16 protein-coding genes are annotated in these 17,158 nt (G+C 66.9%); 10 read left to right on the forward strand and 6 right to left on the reverse strand.

The window, feature by feature from the left end:
- The first annotated feature begins 340 nt into the window (after positions 1–340).
- From MF607_RS06190 to MF607_RS06200, 3 genes are read left to right on the forward strand one after another with little or no spacing between them, the layout of a single operon-like run.
- The gene (locus MF607_RS06190; protein ID WP_242116693.1) at positions 341–1,537 is read left to right on the forward strand and encodes a toxic anion resistance protein; all 1,197 of its coding nucleotides are present in this window, start codon (positions 341–343) and stop codon (positions 1,535–1,537) included.
- Positions 1,538–1,541: 4 nt separating this feature from the next.
- Positions 1,542–2,243 carry a hypothetical protein gene (locus tag MF607_RS06195; RefSeq protein WP_242116694.1) on the forward strand — a complete coding sequence of 234 codons (702 nt, stop codon included), beginning with the start codon at positions 1,542–1,544 and terminating at the stop codon, positions 2,241–2,243.
- Positions 2,240–2,620 (forward strand): VOC family protein, encoded by a 381-nt coding sequence (locus MF607_RS06200; protein ID WP_242116695.1) that lies wholly within the window; start codon positions 2,240–2,242, stop codon positions 2,618–2,620. The genes MF607_RS06195 and MF607_RS06200 overlap by 4 nt, the downstream gene beginning before the upstream one ends.
- A gap of 414 nt (positions 2,621–3,034) precedes the next feature.
- On the opposite strand, the gene MF607_RS06205 is transcribed toward MF607_RS06200, so the two are convergent.
- The 4 genes from MF607_RS06205 to ubiA all read right to left on the reverse strand — a co-directional run bounded on the left by MF607_RS06205 (position 3,035) and on the right by ubiA (position 7,051).
- Positions 3,035–3,775: a TonB family protein gene (locus MF607_RS06205; RefSeq protein ID WP_242116696.1), complete on the reverse strand. Its 741-nt coding sequence runs from the start codon at positions 3,773–3,775 to the stop codon at positions 3,035–3,037.
- Between the two features lie 183 nt (positions 3,776–3,958).
- Positions 3,959–4,744 (reverse strand): 3'(2'),5'-bisphosphate nucleotidase CysQ, encoded by a 786-nt coding sequence (locus MF607_RS06210; protein WP_242116697.1) that lies wholly within the window; start codon positions 4,742–4,744, stop codon positions 3,959–3,961.
- The gene (locus MF607_RS06215) at positions 4,737–6,083 is read right to left on the reverse strand and encodes a TldD/PmbA family protein (RefSeq protein ID WP_242116810.1); all 1,347 of its coding nucleotides are present in this window, start codon (positions 6,081–6,083) and stop codon (positions 4,737–4,739) included. Before MF607_RS06215 ends, MF607_RS06210 begins: the two co-directional genes overlap by 8 nt.
- 38 nt (positions 6,084–6,121) lie before the next feature.
- Positions 6,122–7,051 (reverse strand): 4-hydroxybenzoate octaprenyltransferase, encoded by a 930-nt coding sequence (ubiA, locus tag MF607_RS06220; protein WP_242116698.1) that lies wholly within the window; start codon positions 7,049–7,051, stop codon positions 6,122–6,124.
- 179 nt (positions 7,052–7,230) lie between these two features.
- Between ubiA and MF607_RS06225 the strand changes: the two genes are divergently transcribed.
- Positions 7,231–8,085, forward strand: a complete 855-nt coding sequence (locus MF607_RS06225; protein ID WP_242116699.1) for a manganese catalase family protein — start codon at positions 7,231–7,233, stop codon at positions 8,083–8,085.
- Positions 8,086–8,134: 49 nt separating this feature from the next.
- Here the strand turns inward: MF607_RS06225 and MF607_RS06230 are convergent, their stop codons facing one another.
- Positions 8,135–8,332 (reverse strand): hypothetical protein, encoded by a 198-nt coding sequence (locus MF607_RS06230; RefSeq protein ID WP_242116700.1) that lies wholly within the window; start codon positions 8,330–8,332, stop codon positions 8,135–8,137.
- Between the two features lie 134 nt (positions 8,333–8,466).
- On the opposite strand from MF607_RS06230, the gene MF607_RS06235 reads away from it, so the two are divergent.
- From MF607_RS06235 to MF607_RS06255, 5 genes are all read left to right on the forward strand, one after another.
- Positions 8,467–8,742 carry a hypothetical protein gene (locus tag MF607_RS06235; protein WP_242116701.1) on the forward strand — a complete coding sequence of 92 codons (276 nt, stop codon included), beginning with the start codon at positions 8,467–8,469 and terminating at the stop codon, positions 8,740–8,742.
- Positions 8,742–9,056, forward strand: a complete 315-nt coding sequence (locus tag MF607_RS06240) for a DMT family transporter (RefSeq protein ID WP_056456028.1) — start codon at positions 8,742–8,744, stop codon at positions 9,054–9,056. The genes MF607_RS06235 and MF607_RS06240 overlap by 1 nt, the downstream gene beginning before the upstream one ends.
- A 9-nt stretch (positions 9,057–9,065) precedes the next feature.
- Entirely contained in the window at positions 9,066–9,809 is a 744-nt protein-coding gene (locus MF607_RS06245; RefSeq protein ID WP_242116702.1) for a 16S rRNA (uracil(1498)-N(3))-methyltransferase, read from the forward strand.
- Positions 9,810–9,876: 67 nt separating this feature from the next.
- Positions 9,877–11,250 carry a glutamate--cysteine ligase gene (locus tag MF607_RS06250; protein ID WP_242116703.1) on the forward strand — a complete coding sequence of 458 codons (1,374 nt, stop codon included), beginning with the start codon at positions 9,877–9,879 and terminating at the stop codon, positions 11,248–11,250.
- Positions 11,251–11,375: 125 nt separating this feature from the next.
- Positions 11,376–13,778 carry a TonB-dependent receptor gene (locus MF607_RS06255; protein ID WP_242116704.1) on the forward strand — a complete coding sequence of 801 codons (2,403 nt, stop codon included), beginning with the start codon at positions 11,376–11,378 and terminating at the stop codon, positions 13,776–13,778.
- Between the two features lie 18 nt (positions 13,779–13,796).
- On the opposite strand, the gene MF607_RS06260 is transcribed toward MF607_RS06255, so the two are convergent.
- The gene (locus MF607_RS06260; RefSeq protein ID WP_431311902.1) at positions 13,797–15,113 is read right to left on the reverse strand and encodes a methyltransferase family protein; all 1,317 of its coding nucleotides are present in this window, start codon (positions 15,111–15,113) and stop codon (positions 13,797–13,799) included.
- A 48-nt stretch (positions 15,114–15,161) separates the two neighbouring features.
- On the opposite strand from MF607_RS06260, the gene MF607_RS06265 reads away from it, so the two are divergent.
- The gene (locus tag MF607_RS06265) at positions 15,162–17,093 is read left to right on the forward strand and encodes a M61 family metallopeptidase (protein WP_242116705.1); all 1,932 of its coding nucleotides are present in this window, start codon (positions 15,162–15,164) and stop codon (positions 17,091–17,093) included.
- Positions 17,094–17,158: the final 65 nt, after the last annotated feature.

Genomic DNA, 17,158 nt, shown 5'->3' on the forward strand with positions numbered 1-17,158 from the left:
TTTCGCGCCAAACCGGAAGTCCCCTCCTTGCTGCGTTGCGGCATGAGGGAAGAAGAAGTTTGGTTCACGCGAAGGCGCAAAGGCGCGGAGGGGCTGCGCCAGCCCCGACCTCATTCGCGCCAGCGGCCTCATTCCCATCGGTTCAGCGAACGAAGGTGTCTCCCGGTCGCGAGCGCTCTCCCGGTGCGAACCATCTTCGCGTCTCCGCGCCTTCGCGTGAACCAACCTTCTTCCTTCTACTCCATCCCGACCTTGCGCCCCCAGCGTGTATTACATAAATAGCACAGTTGAACGATACCGCGTTCGCATGGCATCAACCGGCGGACGACGTGGAGGATTTATGGCGACGCAGACGACCGACGAACCCGCGCTGGTGCTGACCCCGCCCGATCCGGTGCCGACCGTACCGGCGGCAAAGGCGGCCGGGCTGGTACCGGTCGACGACGTCAAGAAGACCGAACTGCAGACCCGCGTCGACGACTTCATCGAGCAACTGGTCGCACAGGACGTCAATTCGCCCGAATTCGGCAAGCGCGTCGATGCGATCAGCAACCTCGGCGCGCGCGAGATCCGCGAGGCGGCCGGCCAGTCGAACCGTTTCCTCGACCGCCCGGTCCGCGCGATGGATCAGGAATCGGGCGTTGGCGCCGATCTCGCGCAACTGCGCCGCACGATCGAGGATCTCGATCCCGGCCGGCAGGGCAATCTGCTCGAACCCAAGAAGTTGTTCGGCATGATCCCGTTCGGCAGCAAGGTCCGCGACTATTTCGACGGATACAAGTCGGCGCAGAGCCATATCGCCTCGATCTTGAAACGCCTGCAATCGGGCAAGGACGAGTTGTTGATGGACAATGCCGCCATCGACACCGAACGCGCCAATCTGTGGACCGCGATGGGTCGCCTCGAACAGATGATCTACCTTTCGCGCGAGATGGACGCGAAGCTGGAGGACAAGGCCAACGAGCTGGATCACTCCGATCCGGCCAAGGCCAAGGCGATCCGCGAGACCGCGCTCTTCTATGTCCGCCAGCGCAGCCAGGACCTGCTGACGCAGATGGCGGTGACGGTGCAGGGCTATCTCGCGCTCGATCTGGTCAAGAAGAACAATTTCGAGCTGGTCAAGGGCGTCGACCGCGCCAGCACCACCACCGTCGGCGCGCTGCGCACCGCGGTGACGGTCGCACAAGCGCTGACCAACCAGAAGCTGGTCCTCGAACAGATCACCGCGCTCAACACCACCACCGCCAACATCATCGAATCGACCGGCAAGCTGTTGCGGTCGCAGACCGCTACGATCCACGAACAGGCCGCCGCCTCGACCATCCCGGTCGAAGTGCTTCAGCGCGCGTTCCAGAATGTCTATGACACGATGGACGCGATCGACACCTTCAAGCTGAAGGCGCTCGATTCAATGAAGACCACCATCAATACGCTCGGCAACGAGGTCGAGAAATCGAAGGGCTATATCGCCCGGGCCGAGGGCGCGTCGCAAAATGCCTCGGGTCAGGGCGAGACGTTCAAGCTGGAGGCGATGTAGGCCCATGTCGCGCAGCGACGAGGTATTGGAACGTGCCAGCCTGACGCTGGAGCGCGCGCGCGAACGCCACGGACAGGTCGCGCCGCGCGCGCGGCGCAGGCGTGAGGCGGAGGTCCTGCGGCGCCTCGGTCGCATCGCGCTGGCCGATGGCGCGATCCTCATTGCCGCGCTGGTACTGGGCTGGTTCGTCCCGCTCGGCGTCGCTGGCGCGCTGCTGGTCGTGACGCTGCTGATCGCCGCGACACTGTTCTTCGCCGCCTTGCCGGTCACGCGCCCGGTCGCAATCGAACAACTGGTACAGGCTCCGATCAAGTCGCTGCCGTCGCAGACCGAACGCTGGCTGGCGACGCAGCGCCCCGCTTTGCCGGCCCCCGCCGTCAGCCTCGCCGACGCGATCGGGGTGAAGCTGGACACGCTGTCCGCGCAACTCGCCACGCTTGGCGACGACGAACCGATGGCGGCTTCCGAAGTTCGCAAGCTGGTCGGCGAACAACTCCCCGAACTCATCCGCGGCTATCAACGCGTCCCCGAACCGCTGCGCCGCGTCGAACGCAACGGCCGCACGCCCGACCAGCAGCTGGTCGATGGCCTGCGCATCATCGACGGCGAAATCGCCGCGATGACCCAGCAACTGGCGCAGGGGGACCTCGATAGCCTGGCGACGAGGGAGCGGTATCTGCAGATCAAGTATCAGGGCGAGGAATGACGGTCGCCGGCACGAACCCGATCGTCCATGTTGAAATTCCCGTCGCCCGGCTCGATCGGGCGACGCGGTTCTACGAAGCCGTGTTCGGGTGGCGGTTCGATCCGCCGACGATCGTGCACGGCCATCCGATGGCCTTCCTGCCCCATGCCGACGGGGCAGAAGGCGCCAGTCTCGCGCTGGCGCAAGGCGACGTCTATGTCCCCGCGACCGGCGGTGCGGTCGTCTATTTCCGCGTGACCGACATCGACGCGGTCCTTGCGCGGGCCACGGCACTTGGAAGCGAAATCCTGTTTCCCAGGACCGCGATCGACCCGGACGGATTCGTCGCCGAAATCACCGATAGCGAAGGCAACCGCATCGCGCTCCAGACCATCTGATCCGCCGCAGGATGGCCCCGTCGTGCAATAGGGCACGGAAGACCGTCAAGCGGGAACAGGACAACCCGTTCGGCGTGGCAAGCATCGATCCTGGATGAGCCTTCCGCCCCACTGGTCATTGGCGCGGACGGGAAAGCTCTGCGAAAGTCTCCAATCCGTACCCCGGCGAAGGCCGGAGTACGGGAATTTTGACGTGATCGGGCGACCTTGACAAAGGTCCGGCCTGCGCGGGCCTGACGATTTCCGGCGAAACCATTTTCCTACAACACCGTCGCCGCCTACCCTCCGGGCGGCTCTTTCTCACCGTCGACCCGCCAAGCCTCGCCAGTTGCGAATGCCACGCAAGAACCAGACCGCGCACCAACACCGCCCAAGTGTGAACTTTCTGAACTTCGGCCGATAACCCCTGAATTTTCAGTAGCGCTCGACGTCCCAGTCATGCCGCTGCACCATGACCGACGGCACCGCCCGCCCCTGCGCATCGCGCGACGGCCGGAACCGGAACGCCCGCTCGATCTGGCGGCAGGTCGCGATGTCGATCGCGCGGCTGCCGCTCGACCGGCGGATGCGGCAATCGGTCGCGCGGCCGTTGGGCTCGACCACGTAATCGACCTCGACCGTCCCGACGAACCCGTCCTCTTCAAACTCGCGCGGCAGTTGCGCGCCGCGCAGCGAGCCACCGATCTGCTCGGGCGGCGTGTCTCCGCCGCCGCCGCCATCGCCATCCCCCGCGCCGCCACTGCCAAGGCCATCGCCGACGCCGCCCGCACCCGTCCCCGGCCCGACCCGATCGGTCGCTCCCGACGACGCATCGCTGCCCGGGCCGGCGACCGGCGCGGTGACCACCGGCGGCGGCACCGGCAGCGGCACGACCGGCGGCTTGGCGACGATCTCGGTCGCCTTGGACCGGATATTGGGGGGAGCCGCCCGCCCCTCCGGCCGCCCCTGCCGCACGACCTGCGGCACCGGCGGCGGGGGTGGCGGATCGGGCGGCGGCGGCAGGATGTCGAACGTCGCCAGCGCGCTCTGCGCCGCCCGCGGCACATCGACGCCCAGTCCGACGATCAACGCCCAGCCGAGCAGCACATGCAGCACGATGGTTACCCCCATCGCGCCAATCCGCGTCCGTTCGGGAAGTGCCGCCTGCATCGCCATCGCTCTGCAACAACGCCGATGAATGGCGGCTGATCCGACAGGACCCGTACCGCTCCCCTGCGCCACACACGTCACCCCAGCGCAGGCTGGGGTCTACCGGTTGGCTGGCGGGACAGGAGCCGCCAGAGACCCCGGCCTGCGCCGGGGTGACGTTTTGGCTACGGGATGAGGCGGGTGTATCTCCTATCGCTTCCCCAGCGCCACGATCGCCCGGTCGCGCAGCCGCTCCACCGCCGCGGCGTGGATGCCGGGTGCCGCCGCCATTACCCCGAAGAATTGCGGTCGCGGCTGGTTGAAGCGCAGCTTGCGCCCGATCGCGTCGGTGACGGTCGCCCCCGCCTCGCGCGCCAGCAGGATGCTGGCCGCCACGTCCCACTCATTGCCCCAGCGAATAGTGGCGAGGAAATCCGCCTCGCCCGCCGCGACCATCGCCATGCGCAGCGCGATCGAATTGGGCTTGGCGACCATCAGCAGGTCGCGGTCCGCCTTGGGCAGCGCATCGACCGGCGTCCGGCTGCCGGCAAAGTCGATCCGGTCGCTGACCGCCAGCCGCTGCCCGTTCAGCCACGCCCCGCCCCCTGCCGACGCGGTCCAGCGCTGCCGCCGGACCGGTGCGTCAAGGACGCCCAGCACCGGCTGGCAATCCTCGACCAGCGCCACTGACACCGCCCAGCCATCACGCCGGCGGATATAGTCGCGCGTCCCGTCGATCGGGTCGACGATCCACACCAGCCGCTTCGCCAGCCGCACCGCGTCGTCGGCGGTCTCCTCCGACAGCCACCCCGCTTCCGGTAACAGCGCACTCAACCGGTCGCGCAGTAGTCGGTCGACGGTCAGGTCGACCTCGCACACCGGATTGCCCGGCGCCTTTTCCCATGTTGCGAAATCGCCATGCCAGCGCGCATGCGCCAGCGCCGCCGCCTCGGCGGTGATCGCACTTACCTGTTCGAGCAGCGCAGCGTCAGCCACCCGCCACCGTCATGCCATCGACCCTGAGCGTCGGCACGTTGACGCCCTGCCGATGCTCCAGATCGCCCGCCGCGGTCAGCGACGCGAGCATCGGGCGCAGATTGCCGGCGATGGTGATGCCCGACACCGGTCGCGTCACCTCGCCGCGTTCGATCAGGAAACCCGACGCCCCCCGGCTGTAATCGCCGGTGACCCCGTTCACCCCCTGCCCGATCAGTTCGGTGATCAGCACCCCGGTCTCGATATCCGCGATCAGCGCGTCGCGCGTGCCGCTGCCGCCCGCCAGATGGACGTTGCCGGTCGTCACCCCCGGCGGACCGCTCAATCCGCGCGAGGCATGGCCGGTCGGCTCCAGCCCCAATTGCCGCGCCGATGCGCTGTCGAGCAGCCACGTCTCCAGCACGCCGTGATCGACCAGCGCCATCGGCGACACCGCCAGCCCCTCGCCATCGAACGGCCGCGCGCGCAGGCCATGCGGGCGGTGCGGGTCGTCGATGATCGACAGGTTGGTCGGCAGGATCGCATGGCCCATACAGTCGCGCAGGAAGCTGGTCCCGCGCGCGATCGACGGCCCGGAAATGGCGCCCAGGATATGCCCGATCAGGCTGCCGCCGACGCGCGGATCGAACACCACCGGCATCGCCCCGCCCGCCAGTCCCACCGGGTTGAGGCGCGCAACGACGCGCTCGCCCGCCCGCCGACCGACGCTCTCCGGGTCCTCCAGCATCGCGCGGTGCCGCGCCGAATGATGCGCATGATCGCGCTGCATCCCCGCCCCCTCGCCCGCCAGCACGCTGGCCGAGATGCCGTGGCTGGTCACCGCATAGCCCTGCGCAAAGCCATGGCTGGTGGCGAAGGCGACGACGGCGCGGTTATAGCCGGCCGATCCCCCTTCCGAATTGCTGACGCCCGGCACGGCGCGCGCCGCATCCTCGACCGCCAGCGCCGCCTCGCGCAGCGCCTGTGGCGGCACGGCGCCACCGTCGTCGAGGTCGAGCAGCGGCGGCGCGCCGTGCAGCAGCCGCTCGGCCGGGGCGAGGCCCGCCCAGCGATCCTCGGGCGCGGCGCGCGCCATCGCCACCACCCGCTCGGCCAGCGCATCCAGCCCGGCATCGGACAGGTCGGACGTCGACACGCTCGCCGATCGCTTGCCCACGAACACCCGCAGACCCAGCTCGCTGCCCTCCGACCGGCCGACATCCTCCAGCTGTCCCAGCCGCACCGACACCGACAAGGCGGTATCGGCGACGAGGATCGCATCGGCGGCATCCGCGCCGTGCCGCTTGGCAAGGTCCATGGCGGCATGGGCACGATCGACGGCTTGGGACGGGGTCAGCATGGTCGGCAGATGGGAAGCCGAAGCGGCGACGGCAACGCTCATGCCGCCTGCCCCACCACCAGCAGGCCAAGGAAGATCAGCAACCCGGCATCGCGGTTCGACCGGAAGCGGCGCAACGTGTTCGCACCCTCTGCGGGCTTCAGCGTCGCAACCTGCCAAACCAGATGCAGTGCGCCGGGCAGCAACGCGGCCAGCGCCAGCGGCGTCGGAAACACCCGCCACACCGCTCCGGCCCAGCAGGCGATGGCGACGGCATAGAGCAACGTCACGCCCGGCCGCACCTTACTGCCCATCGCCCGTGCCGAGGACCGCACCCCGACCATCGCGTCATCCTCGATATCCTGACACGCATAGATGGTGTCGTAGCCGATCACCCACGCGATCGACCCGGCGTAGAGCAACGCCAATGGCAGCCAGTCGTCGTTCCCCATCTGCGCCCAAGCGACCGGCGCCGCCCACGAGAACACCATGCCCAGCCACGCCTGCGGCCACCAGGTGATGCGCTTCATGAATGGATAGGCGGCGACCAGCATGAGGCTGGCCAGCGCCACGATCGCCGCGGTGAAGTTCAGTTGCAGCAACACCACCAACCCGATCAGGCTGAGGAACACCAGCCAGACCCACGCCGCCTTCACCGACACCGCGCCGCTCGCCAACGGCCGATTGGCGGTCCGCGCCACCTGCCGGTCGAGATCGCGGTCGACGATGTCGTTATAGACGCATCCCGCGCCGCGCATCGCAATGCTGCCGATCAAGAACCATAGCAGCATGTCCCACTGCTCGATCGTGCGTCCCGACAGCGCCATCGCCCAGGCCCCCGGCCAATAGAGCAGCCACCAGCCAATCGGCCGGTCGAACCGTGCCAGCAGCGCGAACGGCCGTGCCGCCCGTGGCAGGATGGCGATCAGCCCGCGATGTTCGGTATCGGCAACCTGTTCGGACGCGGCGGCAGGACTTGGGGACGACATGCCCCCTGCTGCCACGGCTGCGCCCGAAGCGACAGGGGGAATGCGCCGCGACGAACCGCCCGTAAGGTAAGACCACTCGCGAAAACTGACGCAAGTTACGGAAATAAAGCCAAATTCCGCGCGACCTTCTGCATCGCCGACCCGTTGCAGCCCGACTGGTCTCCAGCGGAGTGTCCCCGATGTACTATCACGACAAACGGCTTCAGTACCCCGTCACGGTCGAGCGCCCCGATCCGGCCTTCGCGCGGATGCTGCAACAGGCGATTGGCGGCGTCGAAGGCGAGATCCGCGTCTGCATGCAATATTTCTTCCAGGCATGGGGCAATCGCGCGCCGACCACTAAATATCGCGACATGCTCCTGCACACCGCGACCGAAGAGATCGGCCATATCGAGATGCTGGCGACCGCCGTCGCGCTCAACCTCGAAACCGCCCCCGCCTCGCTGCAGGAGGAGGGCGCCAGCGACGGCATCGTCGGCGCGGTGATGGGCGGCCATAGCGCGAAGGCGTCGATCGAAGGACTGATCCACAAGAACCTGCTGTCGAGTGGACTTGCGGCAATGCCGATCGATTCCGACGGCGTGCCGTTCAACATGAGCCACATCTATGCCAGCGGCAACGTCGCCGCCGACATGTATTGCAACGTCGCGGCGGAGAGCACCGGGCGCGTGCTGGCGGTTCGCCTGTTCAACGCCGCCCGCGACGACGGCATGAAGCGGATGCTGCATTACATGATCGCCCGCGACACCATGCACCAGCAGCAGTGGCTGGCGGTGGTCGAGGAACTGGGCGGGGCCGCCGCCAACCTGCCGATCCCCAACAGCTTCCCGCAGGAAATGGAGGATCAGGCCAACAACTATAATTTCTACGCGACGTCGGTCGACGGCACCTTCCCCGAAGGTCGCTGGACCGATGGCCCCAGCGTCGACGGTCGCGGCGAGTTCACCGTGTTCCAGAACAAGCCATTGGGCGAGGAACCCGTCCTCGGTCCGGCCCGCCCTGACAGCGGCGCGCAGGACAAGCAGATCGGCTAAACCGGCAATCCCCGCCGTCCCGTCCTGCGGGGCGGCGGGTCGCAATCGCTCAGCGCGCCTTGGCCTGCTTCGCATAATGATGGTGCATGGCGACGCAGCCCGCCGCCGCGCCCAGCAGCCCATGCCCCTTGCCGACGAAATGGCCGGCGACCGCGCCGGCAGCGGCACCGCGTACGCAGCCCTTGGCGAATGCCGGTTGCGCCGCCAGCATCGCCAGCGGCAGGACGATCAGCGAAACCGAACGCATGTCGAACCTCCTTCGGACACCATGTCCGATGCCGGATACAGTGCCCGAAACGACGGATTTGTTGCGTTAAACCTTCGTCATGCCGCGGTCACGAACCGGTCGCGCGCGCGGCCGATCACGGCTACAGACGGCGCATGGACCTTGACCAGTTGCTCAGCCATTATTTCGGATCGACCGACCCCGAAACCGCCGATCCGGCGACGATCGCCGCCGCCCGCGAACGCATGGGCATCGACTTCGGGGTCGAGCGCGATCCGTCGCGCCGCTTCGCGCTGTGGACGCTGATGGACGCGCTTGGCTTCGCCCCGGCCCCCGCCGAAGCGTTCGAGAAGGAACCGGCGCTGCGCGCGGCGGCCGATCGCTATCTCGATGCCGCCTACCGCATCGAACGCGACGCGGAAACGCCGTGATGCCATGGGTGATGCTGACCGTCGCCGGACTGCTGGAGATCGTCTGGGCCTATTACATGAAGCTGTCCGACGGCTTTTCGAAACCGCTGCCGACCATCGCCACCTTCGTCACGATGTTTCTGAGCTTCGGGCTGCTCTCACTCGCGATGAAGCAATTGCCGCTCGGCACCAGCTACATGGTATGGACCGGTATCGGCGCGCTCGGCGCGTTCGTGGTCGGCATCGTCCTGCTCGGCGAAGCGGTGACGCCGCTGCGCCTGACCGCGGCGGCGATGCTGCTCGGCGGGCTGGTGCTGATGAAGCTGGCGTCCTAACCGGCGTCCATGCCCGCTACCCCCGCTTGGCCGCCCGATTCGTCGCCCCGCCTGTTCGTCGATCAGCCGCTCGGTCAGGGCGCACAGATCCGCCTCGACGGCGCGCAGGCGCATTATCTGCTGTCGGTGATGCGCATGAAGGACGGCGACACCGTCCGCCTGTTCGACGACCGGACCGGCGAATGGCGCGGTGTCGCGACACAGGTCCGCAAGCGCGACCTGATCCTCGACGTGACCGACCATCTGCGCGACCGCGAGATCGTACCCGACCTCTGGCTGTGCATCGCCCCGACCAAGAAGGGCCGCATCGACTGGGTGATCGAAAAGGCGTGCGAGCTGGGTGTCGACCGCATTCTGTCGGTGCTGACCCGCCGCACCGTCGTCGATCGCCTGAACCTCGATCGCCTGCGCGCGCACGCGGTCGAGGCGGCCGAGCAGTGCGGCCGCACCGCGCTTCCCGAACTCGCCGAACCGGTCAAGCTGACGGCGTTGCTGCGCGACTGGCCCGAGACCCGCACGCTGTTCTTCGCCGACGAAACCGGCGGCGTGCCCGCCGTCGGGGCGATGCGTGCTCATCCCGGCCCCGCCGCGATCCTGATCGGCCCCGAAGGCGGATTCGACCCCGAGGAACGCGACGCGGTCCGCGCCCTGCCCCAGGCGGTCGGCATCGCGCTCGGCCCCCGCATCCTGCGCGCGGAGACGGCGGCGGCGGCGGCGACCGCCTTGTGGATGGCGGCGGCCGGCGACTGGTAGCGGCGCTATACCCATATCAACGACAGCCCCCTAGCGTCGCCCCTCCGCCCCGTTTATGGGCGCGACCATGAGCACGAAGACCGTTTCGGACAGCAACGCAGCGGCCATCGAGGACCGCTCGCAACTGATCGCCTATTTTGCGGGGGGCGAGAAGCCGGCGGAGCGCTGGCGGATCGGTACCGAGCACGAGAAATTCGTCTACCGCACCCGCGATCACGCGGCGCCGTCCTATGACGAACCGGGCGGCATCCGCGACCTGCTCGCCGGCCTCGAACGCTTCGGCTGGCGCCCGGTCGAAGAGGGCGGCAAGGTCATCGCGCTGACCGGCAAGGACGGATCGGTCAGCCTCGAACCTGCCGGGCAGTTCGAACTGTCGGGCGCGCCGCTCGAAAACCTGCACCAGACCTGTGCCGAAACCGGTCGCCATCTCGATCAGGTGAAGGCGGTCGGCGACGAACTCGGCCTCGGCTTCCTTGGTCTCGGCATGTGGCCCGACAAGCGGCGCGACGAACTGCCGATCATGCCCAAGGGCCGCTATGGCATCATGCTTAACCATATGCCGCGCGTCGGCACCATGGGCCTCGACATGATGCTGCGTACCTGCACCATCCAGGTCAACCTCGACTATGCGAGCGAGGCGGACATGGTGCAGAAATTCCGCGTCGGCCTCGCGCTGCAGCCGCTCGCGACCGCGCTGTTCGCCAATTCGCCTTTTACGGAAGGGCTGCCCAACGGCCAGCTTTCCTATCGCTCGCACATCTGGTCCGACACCGATCCGGCACGCACCGGCATGCTGCCCTTCGTGTTCGAGGACGGGTTCGGCTATGAACGCTATGCCGACTATGCGCTCGATGTGCCGATGTACTTCGTCTATCGCGACGGTCGCTATATCGACGCCGCCGGCCTGTCGTTCCGCGACTTCCTGAAGGGCGAACTGGCGGTCCTGCCGGGCGAGAAGCCGACGATGGACGACTGGGCCGACCATCTCTCCACCGCTTTCCCCGAAGTGCGGCTCAAGACCTTTCTTGAAATGCGCGGTGCCGATGGTGGTCCATGGGGGCGCATCTGCGCGCTGCCCGCCTTCTGGGTGGGGCTGCTCTACGACCAGGGCGCGCTCGACGCGGCATGGAATCTGGTCAAGGGCTGGTCGATCGACGACCGGCAGGCGCTGCGCGACGCGGTCCCGGCGCTCGGTCTCGACGCGCCGCTGCCCGGCGGCGGTCGCCTGCGCGACGTCGCGGGCGAGGTGCTCGACATCGCCGGACGCGGCCTCTCCGCCCGCCGCCGCCTCGGCCCGTCGGGCGAGGACGAAAGTGGCTTCCTCGAACCGCTGCGCGAGGTCGTCCGGTCGGGCAAGGTCCCGGCACAGGTGCTGCTCGACAGGTTCGCCGGCGAATGGGCCGGCGACCTGACGAACGTCTACGACGAATACAGCTTCTGATATTTGGTTAATCCGGATGACGATTTTCCGTATTCATCGAACTGCAATCGGTTTCACGCGTAACTGTCACTGACGACGCATAGGCGATCCCGGCCCGCGTTTCCGCGGTTCCGGGAGGGAATTTGATGTTGTCCGTTACCTTGCAGGTGCGCCGTCGCGCGCGCCTGTTGCTTGCATCCTCGCTTGCGTCGCTGATCCTCGTCGCCCCTGCGGCGGCGCAGCAGATCGCGCCGCAGCCTGCTGCCGACGCCTCGACCGAGACGAACGATCAAGGCGATGCCACCGTCGTCGTGACCGGCAAGCGCACCACCCGCTCGGCCGTCGTCCTCGAAGCTGCCGAAATCCAGAAGGTCCTGCCCGGCGTCAACCCGGTCAAGGCGATCCAGACGCTGCCCGGCGTGCAGTTCGAAACCGCCGATCCATGGGGTAACAACGAACAGAATATCGCGCTGTTCGTCCACGGCTTCAACCAGAACCAGCTGGGCTTCACCCTCGACGGCGTGCCGCTCGGCGACCAGTCCTATGGCAATTTCAACAGCCTGTCGCCGCAGCGCGCGGTCATCAGCGAAAATGTCGCGCGCGTCCGCCTGACCGCCGGTGCCGCCGACCTCGCCACCGCATCGGCCAGCAATCTGGGCGGCGGTCTGGAAACCTATACCAGCGATCCGGCAGCGGAAATGGGCGGCCGTTTCGGCCAGACCTTCGGCAGCTACGACGCCAGCCGCAGCTATCTGCGCCTCGACACCGGCCGTTTCGATGCGCTGGGCGGCAGCAACGCGCTCTACATCTCGGGCGTCCGCCAGAACGCCCGCGCATGGGAATTCGACGCCCGGCAAAAGGGGTGGCAGGCCAACGCCAAGTTCGTCCACACCACGCCGACCACCACGCTGACCGGCTATTTCGCCTATAGCCAGAAGGACGAACCGAACCAGGATTCGGTCGCGCGCAACACCGGCAGCTTCGAACCCTATTACCGCACCGTCCTCTATCCCGACTGGCAGCGGGCGCTCGCCTATCTCGATGCGAACGGTGCGCCGCCGTCGAACAACCCGGCCAACTACACCAACTATTATGGCGACGCGCAGCGTACCGACTATCTCGCCTATCTGAAGCTCGAACAGAAGCTCGGCGACGGCGTCGTCTTCAAGCTCCAGCCCTATTACCATCATGACGATGGTCAGGGGCAGATCGTCGGTCCGATCTCGGTCGCGGGCCTGCCGGGGCTGTTCCGCATCTATTATCCCGGTCAGAATCTGAAGCAGGTCTTCGGCAATTCGGGCTATGCGCTGCGCACCACCGAATATGGCATCAGCCGCGTCGGTTCGCTGGCGGCGGTGACCGTCACCAGCGGCGACCACGTCTTCGACATCGGCGGCTGGTACGAACATAACCGCAATACCATCTTCCGCCGCTGGTATGCGGTCCCGGTCGGCAGCCCACCCTCGCCCTATGAATATGCCGACCCGGCGCTGCGCCGGCTGACCCAATATGCCAGCGTCACCGAATATGATCTGGTCCAGCTGCACGTGCAGGACCGGTGGCAGGTGACCCCGGCCCTGGCGATCGAGGGCGGCTTCAAATCCAGCCTGCAATTTGCCGAAGGCCGCATTCCGGTCCAGCCGCTGCCGGGCGCCTTGCCCGGCTCGTCGACCGGCTTTCCGCAGGGACAGCTCGACACCCGCAAATGGTTCCTGCCCGCGATCGGCGCGGTATGGGACGTGACGCCCAGCGACCAGATTTTCGGCCATATCCAGAAGAATGTGCGCCAGTTCCAGGCGTCGGTCGCCGCCGGCCTGTCGCCCTTCGCCGTCGGCAGCCAGCAGGCGTTCGACCAGATCAAGGCGAACACCCAGCCCGAATCGTCATGGACCTACGAAGCCGGCATCCGCTCGCGCCACAATGTCGATCTCGGCCCGATCACCGCGATTGAGGGACAACTCAGCGCCTATCACGTCGATTTCAGCAACCGCCTGCTGCAGATCAGCGCGACGCCGGTCATCGCCTCGGTCATCGGCGGCGTGTCGATCCTGCAGAATGTCGGCGGCGTAACCACCAACGGCATCGATGCCGCGGCGACGTTGCGCTTCGGGCCGGGCTTCTCGATCTACAATGCGCTGTCGTACAACCGGTCGCGCTACGACGACGACTATGTCAGCGGCACCACGACCATCGCGACGGCGGGCAAGGACGTGCCGAACGTCGCGCGCTGGCTGAACAAGACCGTCGTCACCGCCGCGTCGGGACCGTTCGAGGTGCAGGCGATCGGCGATTTCGTCGGCCGCCGCTTCGCGACCTATACCAACGACCAGTCGGTACCGGGCCGCTATCTCGTCAGCCTGCAGGCCAGCTACACGCTGCCCGAGACCCTCGGGCTGGGCCTGCGCAACCCACGCCTGTCGGTTAACATCACCAATTTGACCGATCGCAAGGGCGTCTACGAGATCATCGTCGGTGCCGCCGCGCGGACCTTCAACACCTATGCGCAGCCGCCGCGCATGGCGTTCTTCACCCTGTCGGGCGGGTTCTGATCGGGTCGGGCGGGGGCGTCACGCCCCCCGCCCGATCCCAAGTCGGGCAAGGGCGCGCGGGATGGCGCCATGGCGCGTCATCCAGCCGCTATAGGCGCGATAGACCGGGTCGGCACCCAGATGCCGTTCCTCGGTCTTCGCCCGCCAGTAATAGACGCCGCTGACCGCCGCCATGATCGCGGTGTTGCGCGCCGCCTCGGTCCAGCTGTCTGCCGTCGTCAGCACGGGGATCGTCGAAATCCACCAGAACAGGTTCTTCGACAGATAGGCCGGATGCCGGCTGAATGCGTACGGTCCATGGGTCAGGATGCCGCGGTGCGTCAGGTTCGAAAAGCGCAGGCCGAACGCCATTGTCGCCCAGGCATAGATGGCGGTCAGCGCGACCAGCACCGCGCCAACGATCCACAGCAGCACCGGCTGGCCGGCGAACCAGTACGTCCAGTCCGCCGTCCCCGGATGGTAATCGAGCGGCCCGCCATCGGCCATCAGGATGAACGGCGGATAGCAAATCAGCGCCGCCGCCCAGCCGGCGGCATAGGGCGTGGCGGTGCGGATATGGCTGTCGAGCGGCCGCATCGCGAGGATATAGCCGGCGGTCGCGAACGCCACGTCGATTACGAACATGAAGGTGATGAGCCAGTTGGCCAGCGGCACCGGCCCGGTCAGGATGTCGGCGCGCTGGGTGCGAATGAACTCACCGAACCCCGGCGGCACGATGGCGATCATGAAGGCGAGGAAGAACGCCTTCACCGCCCAGCCGCGCAGATGGTTGTAAATGGCCTCCCGGTCGATCGGCTCGGGCAAATGCATCGCCCATGCCCCCAGCGCCCAGCACCCGTCCTTCGGATCGACCAGCCGCCGGTCGATCCACAGCATGTACGGGATCGACAGCAGGAACAGCGGCACCGCCGCCCATTCGAACGCCCACATCGAAAAGGCGAACCCACCCTCCCAGTAAAACCGCCCGGTCGCATAGACGCCCGCGATCGCGCCCCAGGCCAGCCATAGCCCGGCAAGCTTTGTCAGGCTGATCTCCACCGTCTCGCGCCACGGCCGGACGTTGCTCCAGTCGATGCCCGTCGACGGGTTGCGATGCACCTTGTCGACCAGCAGCGACCACAGCACCATCGGGACGGCACAGGCGGCGACGTTGACCAGCGCCGCATAGGGTCCGTCCATCCCGTAATGCCACGCGACCGCGATCCAGCAGCACAGCCCGGCCAGCCCGGCCAGCCCCACGCCGGTCGATACCGCCGATGCGGGTCGTGACTCGGGTTCGGCTTGCGCAGCCAACGACTTGGCGTGATACATGGTGCCATCCGCTATCACCGACATGGTAAGCATCCGGTGAAGCAAATCCGCGTCCGAAGGAAGTCCCTGCCCTTGCGTACCCATTCGCTGCGTATCCCGCTGACCGCATTGCTGCTGACCACCGCCCTGCCCGCCACGGCCCAGATCAACCCGCCGGGCAACACCCTGCCGCAACCGACCCCGATCGTCGACACCGTGCCGGTGGCGCGCGACATCGACTATCCCGGCACGATCAAGCTCGACGTCGATGCGACCGACACGGTGCAGGGCATTTTCCGCGTGAAGGAAACGATCCCGGTGGCCCGCAGCGGTCACATGGTGCTGATGATGCCGAAATGGCTCCCCGGCAAACATGGTCCGCGCGGCGAGATCGAGAAGCTGGCCGGCCTCGTCGTCCGCGCCAATGGCCGCGAGCTGCCCTGGACCCGCGACGCGCTCGACATGTATTCCTTCCATATCGACGTGCCCGCCGGTGCGCGGAATCTCGACGTGCAGTTCCAGTTCCTGTCGGCGCAGCAGGGCGATCAGGGGCGCATCGTCGTCACCCCCGAAATGCTGAACCTGCAATTCGAAGCGGTCAGCCTGTACCCGGCGGGCTATTACACGCGCCGTATCCCGATCGAGGCGTCGGTGCGCTATCCCGCCGGCTGGACCGCCGCATCGGGCCTGCCGTCGAAGCTGCAGGGCGGCGTCTATAAGTACGATCGCACCAGCTACGAAACGCTAATCGACTCGCCGGTGTTCGCGGGCAAATATTTCAAGCGCTTCCCGCTCACCGATCGCGTCGGGTTGAACGTCGTCGCCGACAAGCCGTCCGAACTGGCGGCCACCCCCGATCAGATCGCCGCGCACACCCGGCTGGTCGAACAGGCGGTGAAGCTGTTCGGCGCGCAGCATTACGACAAGTATGAATTCCTGCTGTCGATCACCGACAAGATGGGCTCGATCGGCCTCGAACATCATCGCAGTTCGGAGAACGGCGTCGATCCCGGCTATTTCACCGACTGGAACTCGGGGCCGGGCGAGCGCAACCTCCTGCCGCACGAATTCACCCATAGCTGGGACGGGAAATACCGTCGCGGCGCCGACCTGTTCACGCCCGACTTCCGCACGCCGATGCGCAACTCGCTGCTCTGGGTCTATGAAGGGCAGACGCAATTCTGGGGCTATGTGCTGCAGGCCCGCTCCGGGCTGGTATCGAAGCAGGACACGCTCGACGCCTATGCCGATATCGCCGCCGCATTGGACGCGCGTGAGGGGCGGCAATGGCGCCCGTTGATCGACACCACCAACGATCCGGTCATCACCGCCCGCCGTCCCAAGGGCTGGGTCAGCTGGCAGCGGTCGGAGGATTATTACAACGAAGGGCTGCTGGTGTGGATGGAGGTCGATTCGATGCTCCGCAAACAGTCGGGCGGCACCCGGTCGATGGACGATTTCGCCCGCGCCTTTTTCGGGGTGCGCGACGGCGACTGGGGCGTGCTGCCCTATACGCTGGGCGATGTCGTCAAGACGCTGAACGGCATCCAGCCCTATGACTGGGCCGGCTTCCTCGACAAGCGGCTGAACGCCCGCACCGATCGCGCGCCGATCGACGGCTTCGCCGCCAATGGCTACCGCCTGATCTACACCGACACCCCGACCCCCTATCTGAAGGGGCGCGAGAAGAGCGCGGGCGGCGTGTCGCTACCCTATTCGCTCGGTATGGGTGCGAACAAGGATGGCAAGGTGACCAGCGTGATCTGGGGCAGCCCGGCGTTCAAGGCCGGGTTCGAAATCGGCACGACCATCGTCGCGGTCAACGGCAGCGCCTACACCCCCGACCGGCTGCGCGATGCGGTGGGCGCGGCGAAGGGCACGAAGGAGCCGATCCTGCTGACCGTCAACCTGAACGAAGCGGTGCGCGAGATCGCGATCCCCTATCATGACGGGCATCGCTATCCCCGTCTGGAAAAGGTCGGTCAGGGCGATGGCGGGCTCGACCGGTTGCTCACCGCGAAGTGACGGGTCGGCCGGGTGGTCCCGTTGCGGGACCACCCGATCGCCCCATGCGAAGATTCCAAACAAAA

Origin of the sequence: Sphingomonas lacusdianchii (assembly GCF_022664395.1) — a bacterium.
Classification (GTDB): domain Bacteria; phylum Pseudomonadota; class Alphaproteobacteria; order Sphingomonadales; family Sphingomonadaceae; genus Sphingomonas; species Sphingomonas lacusdianchii.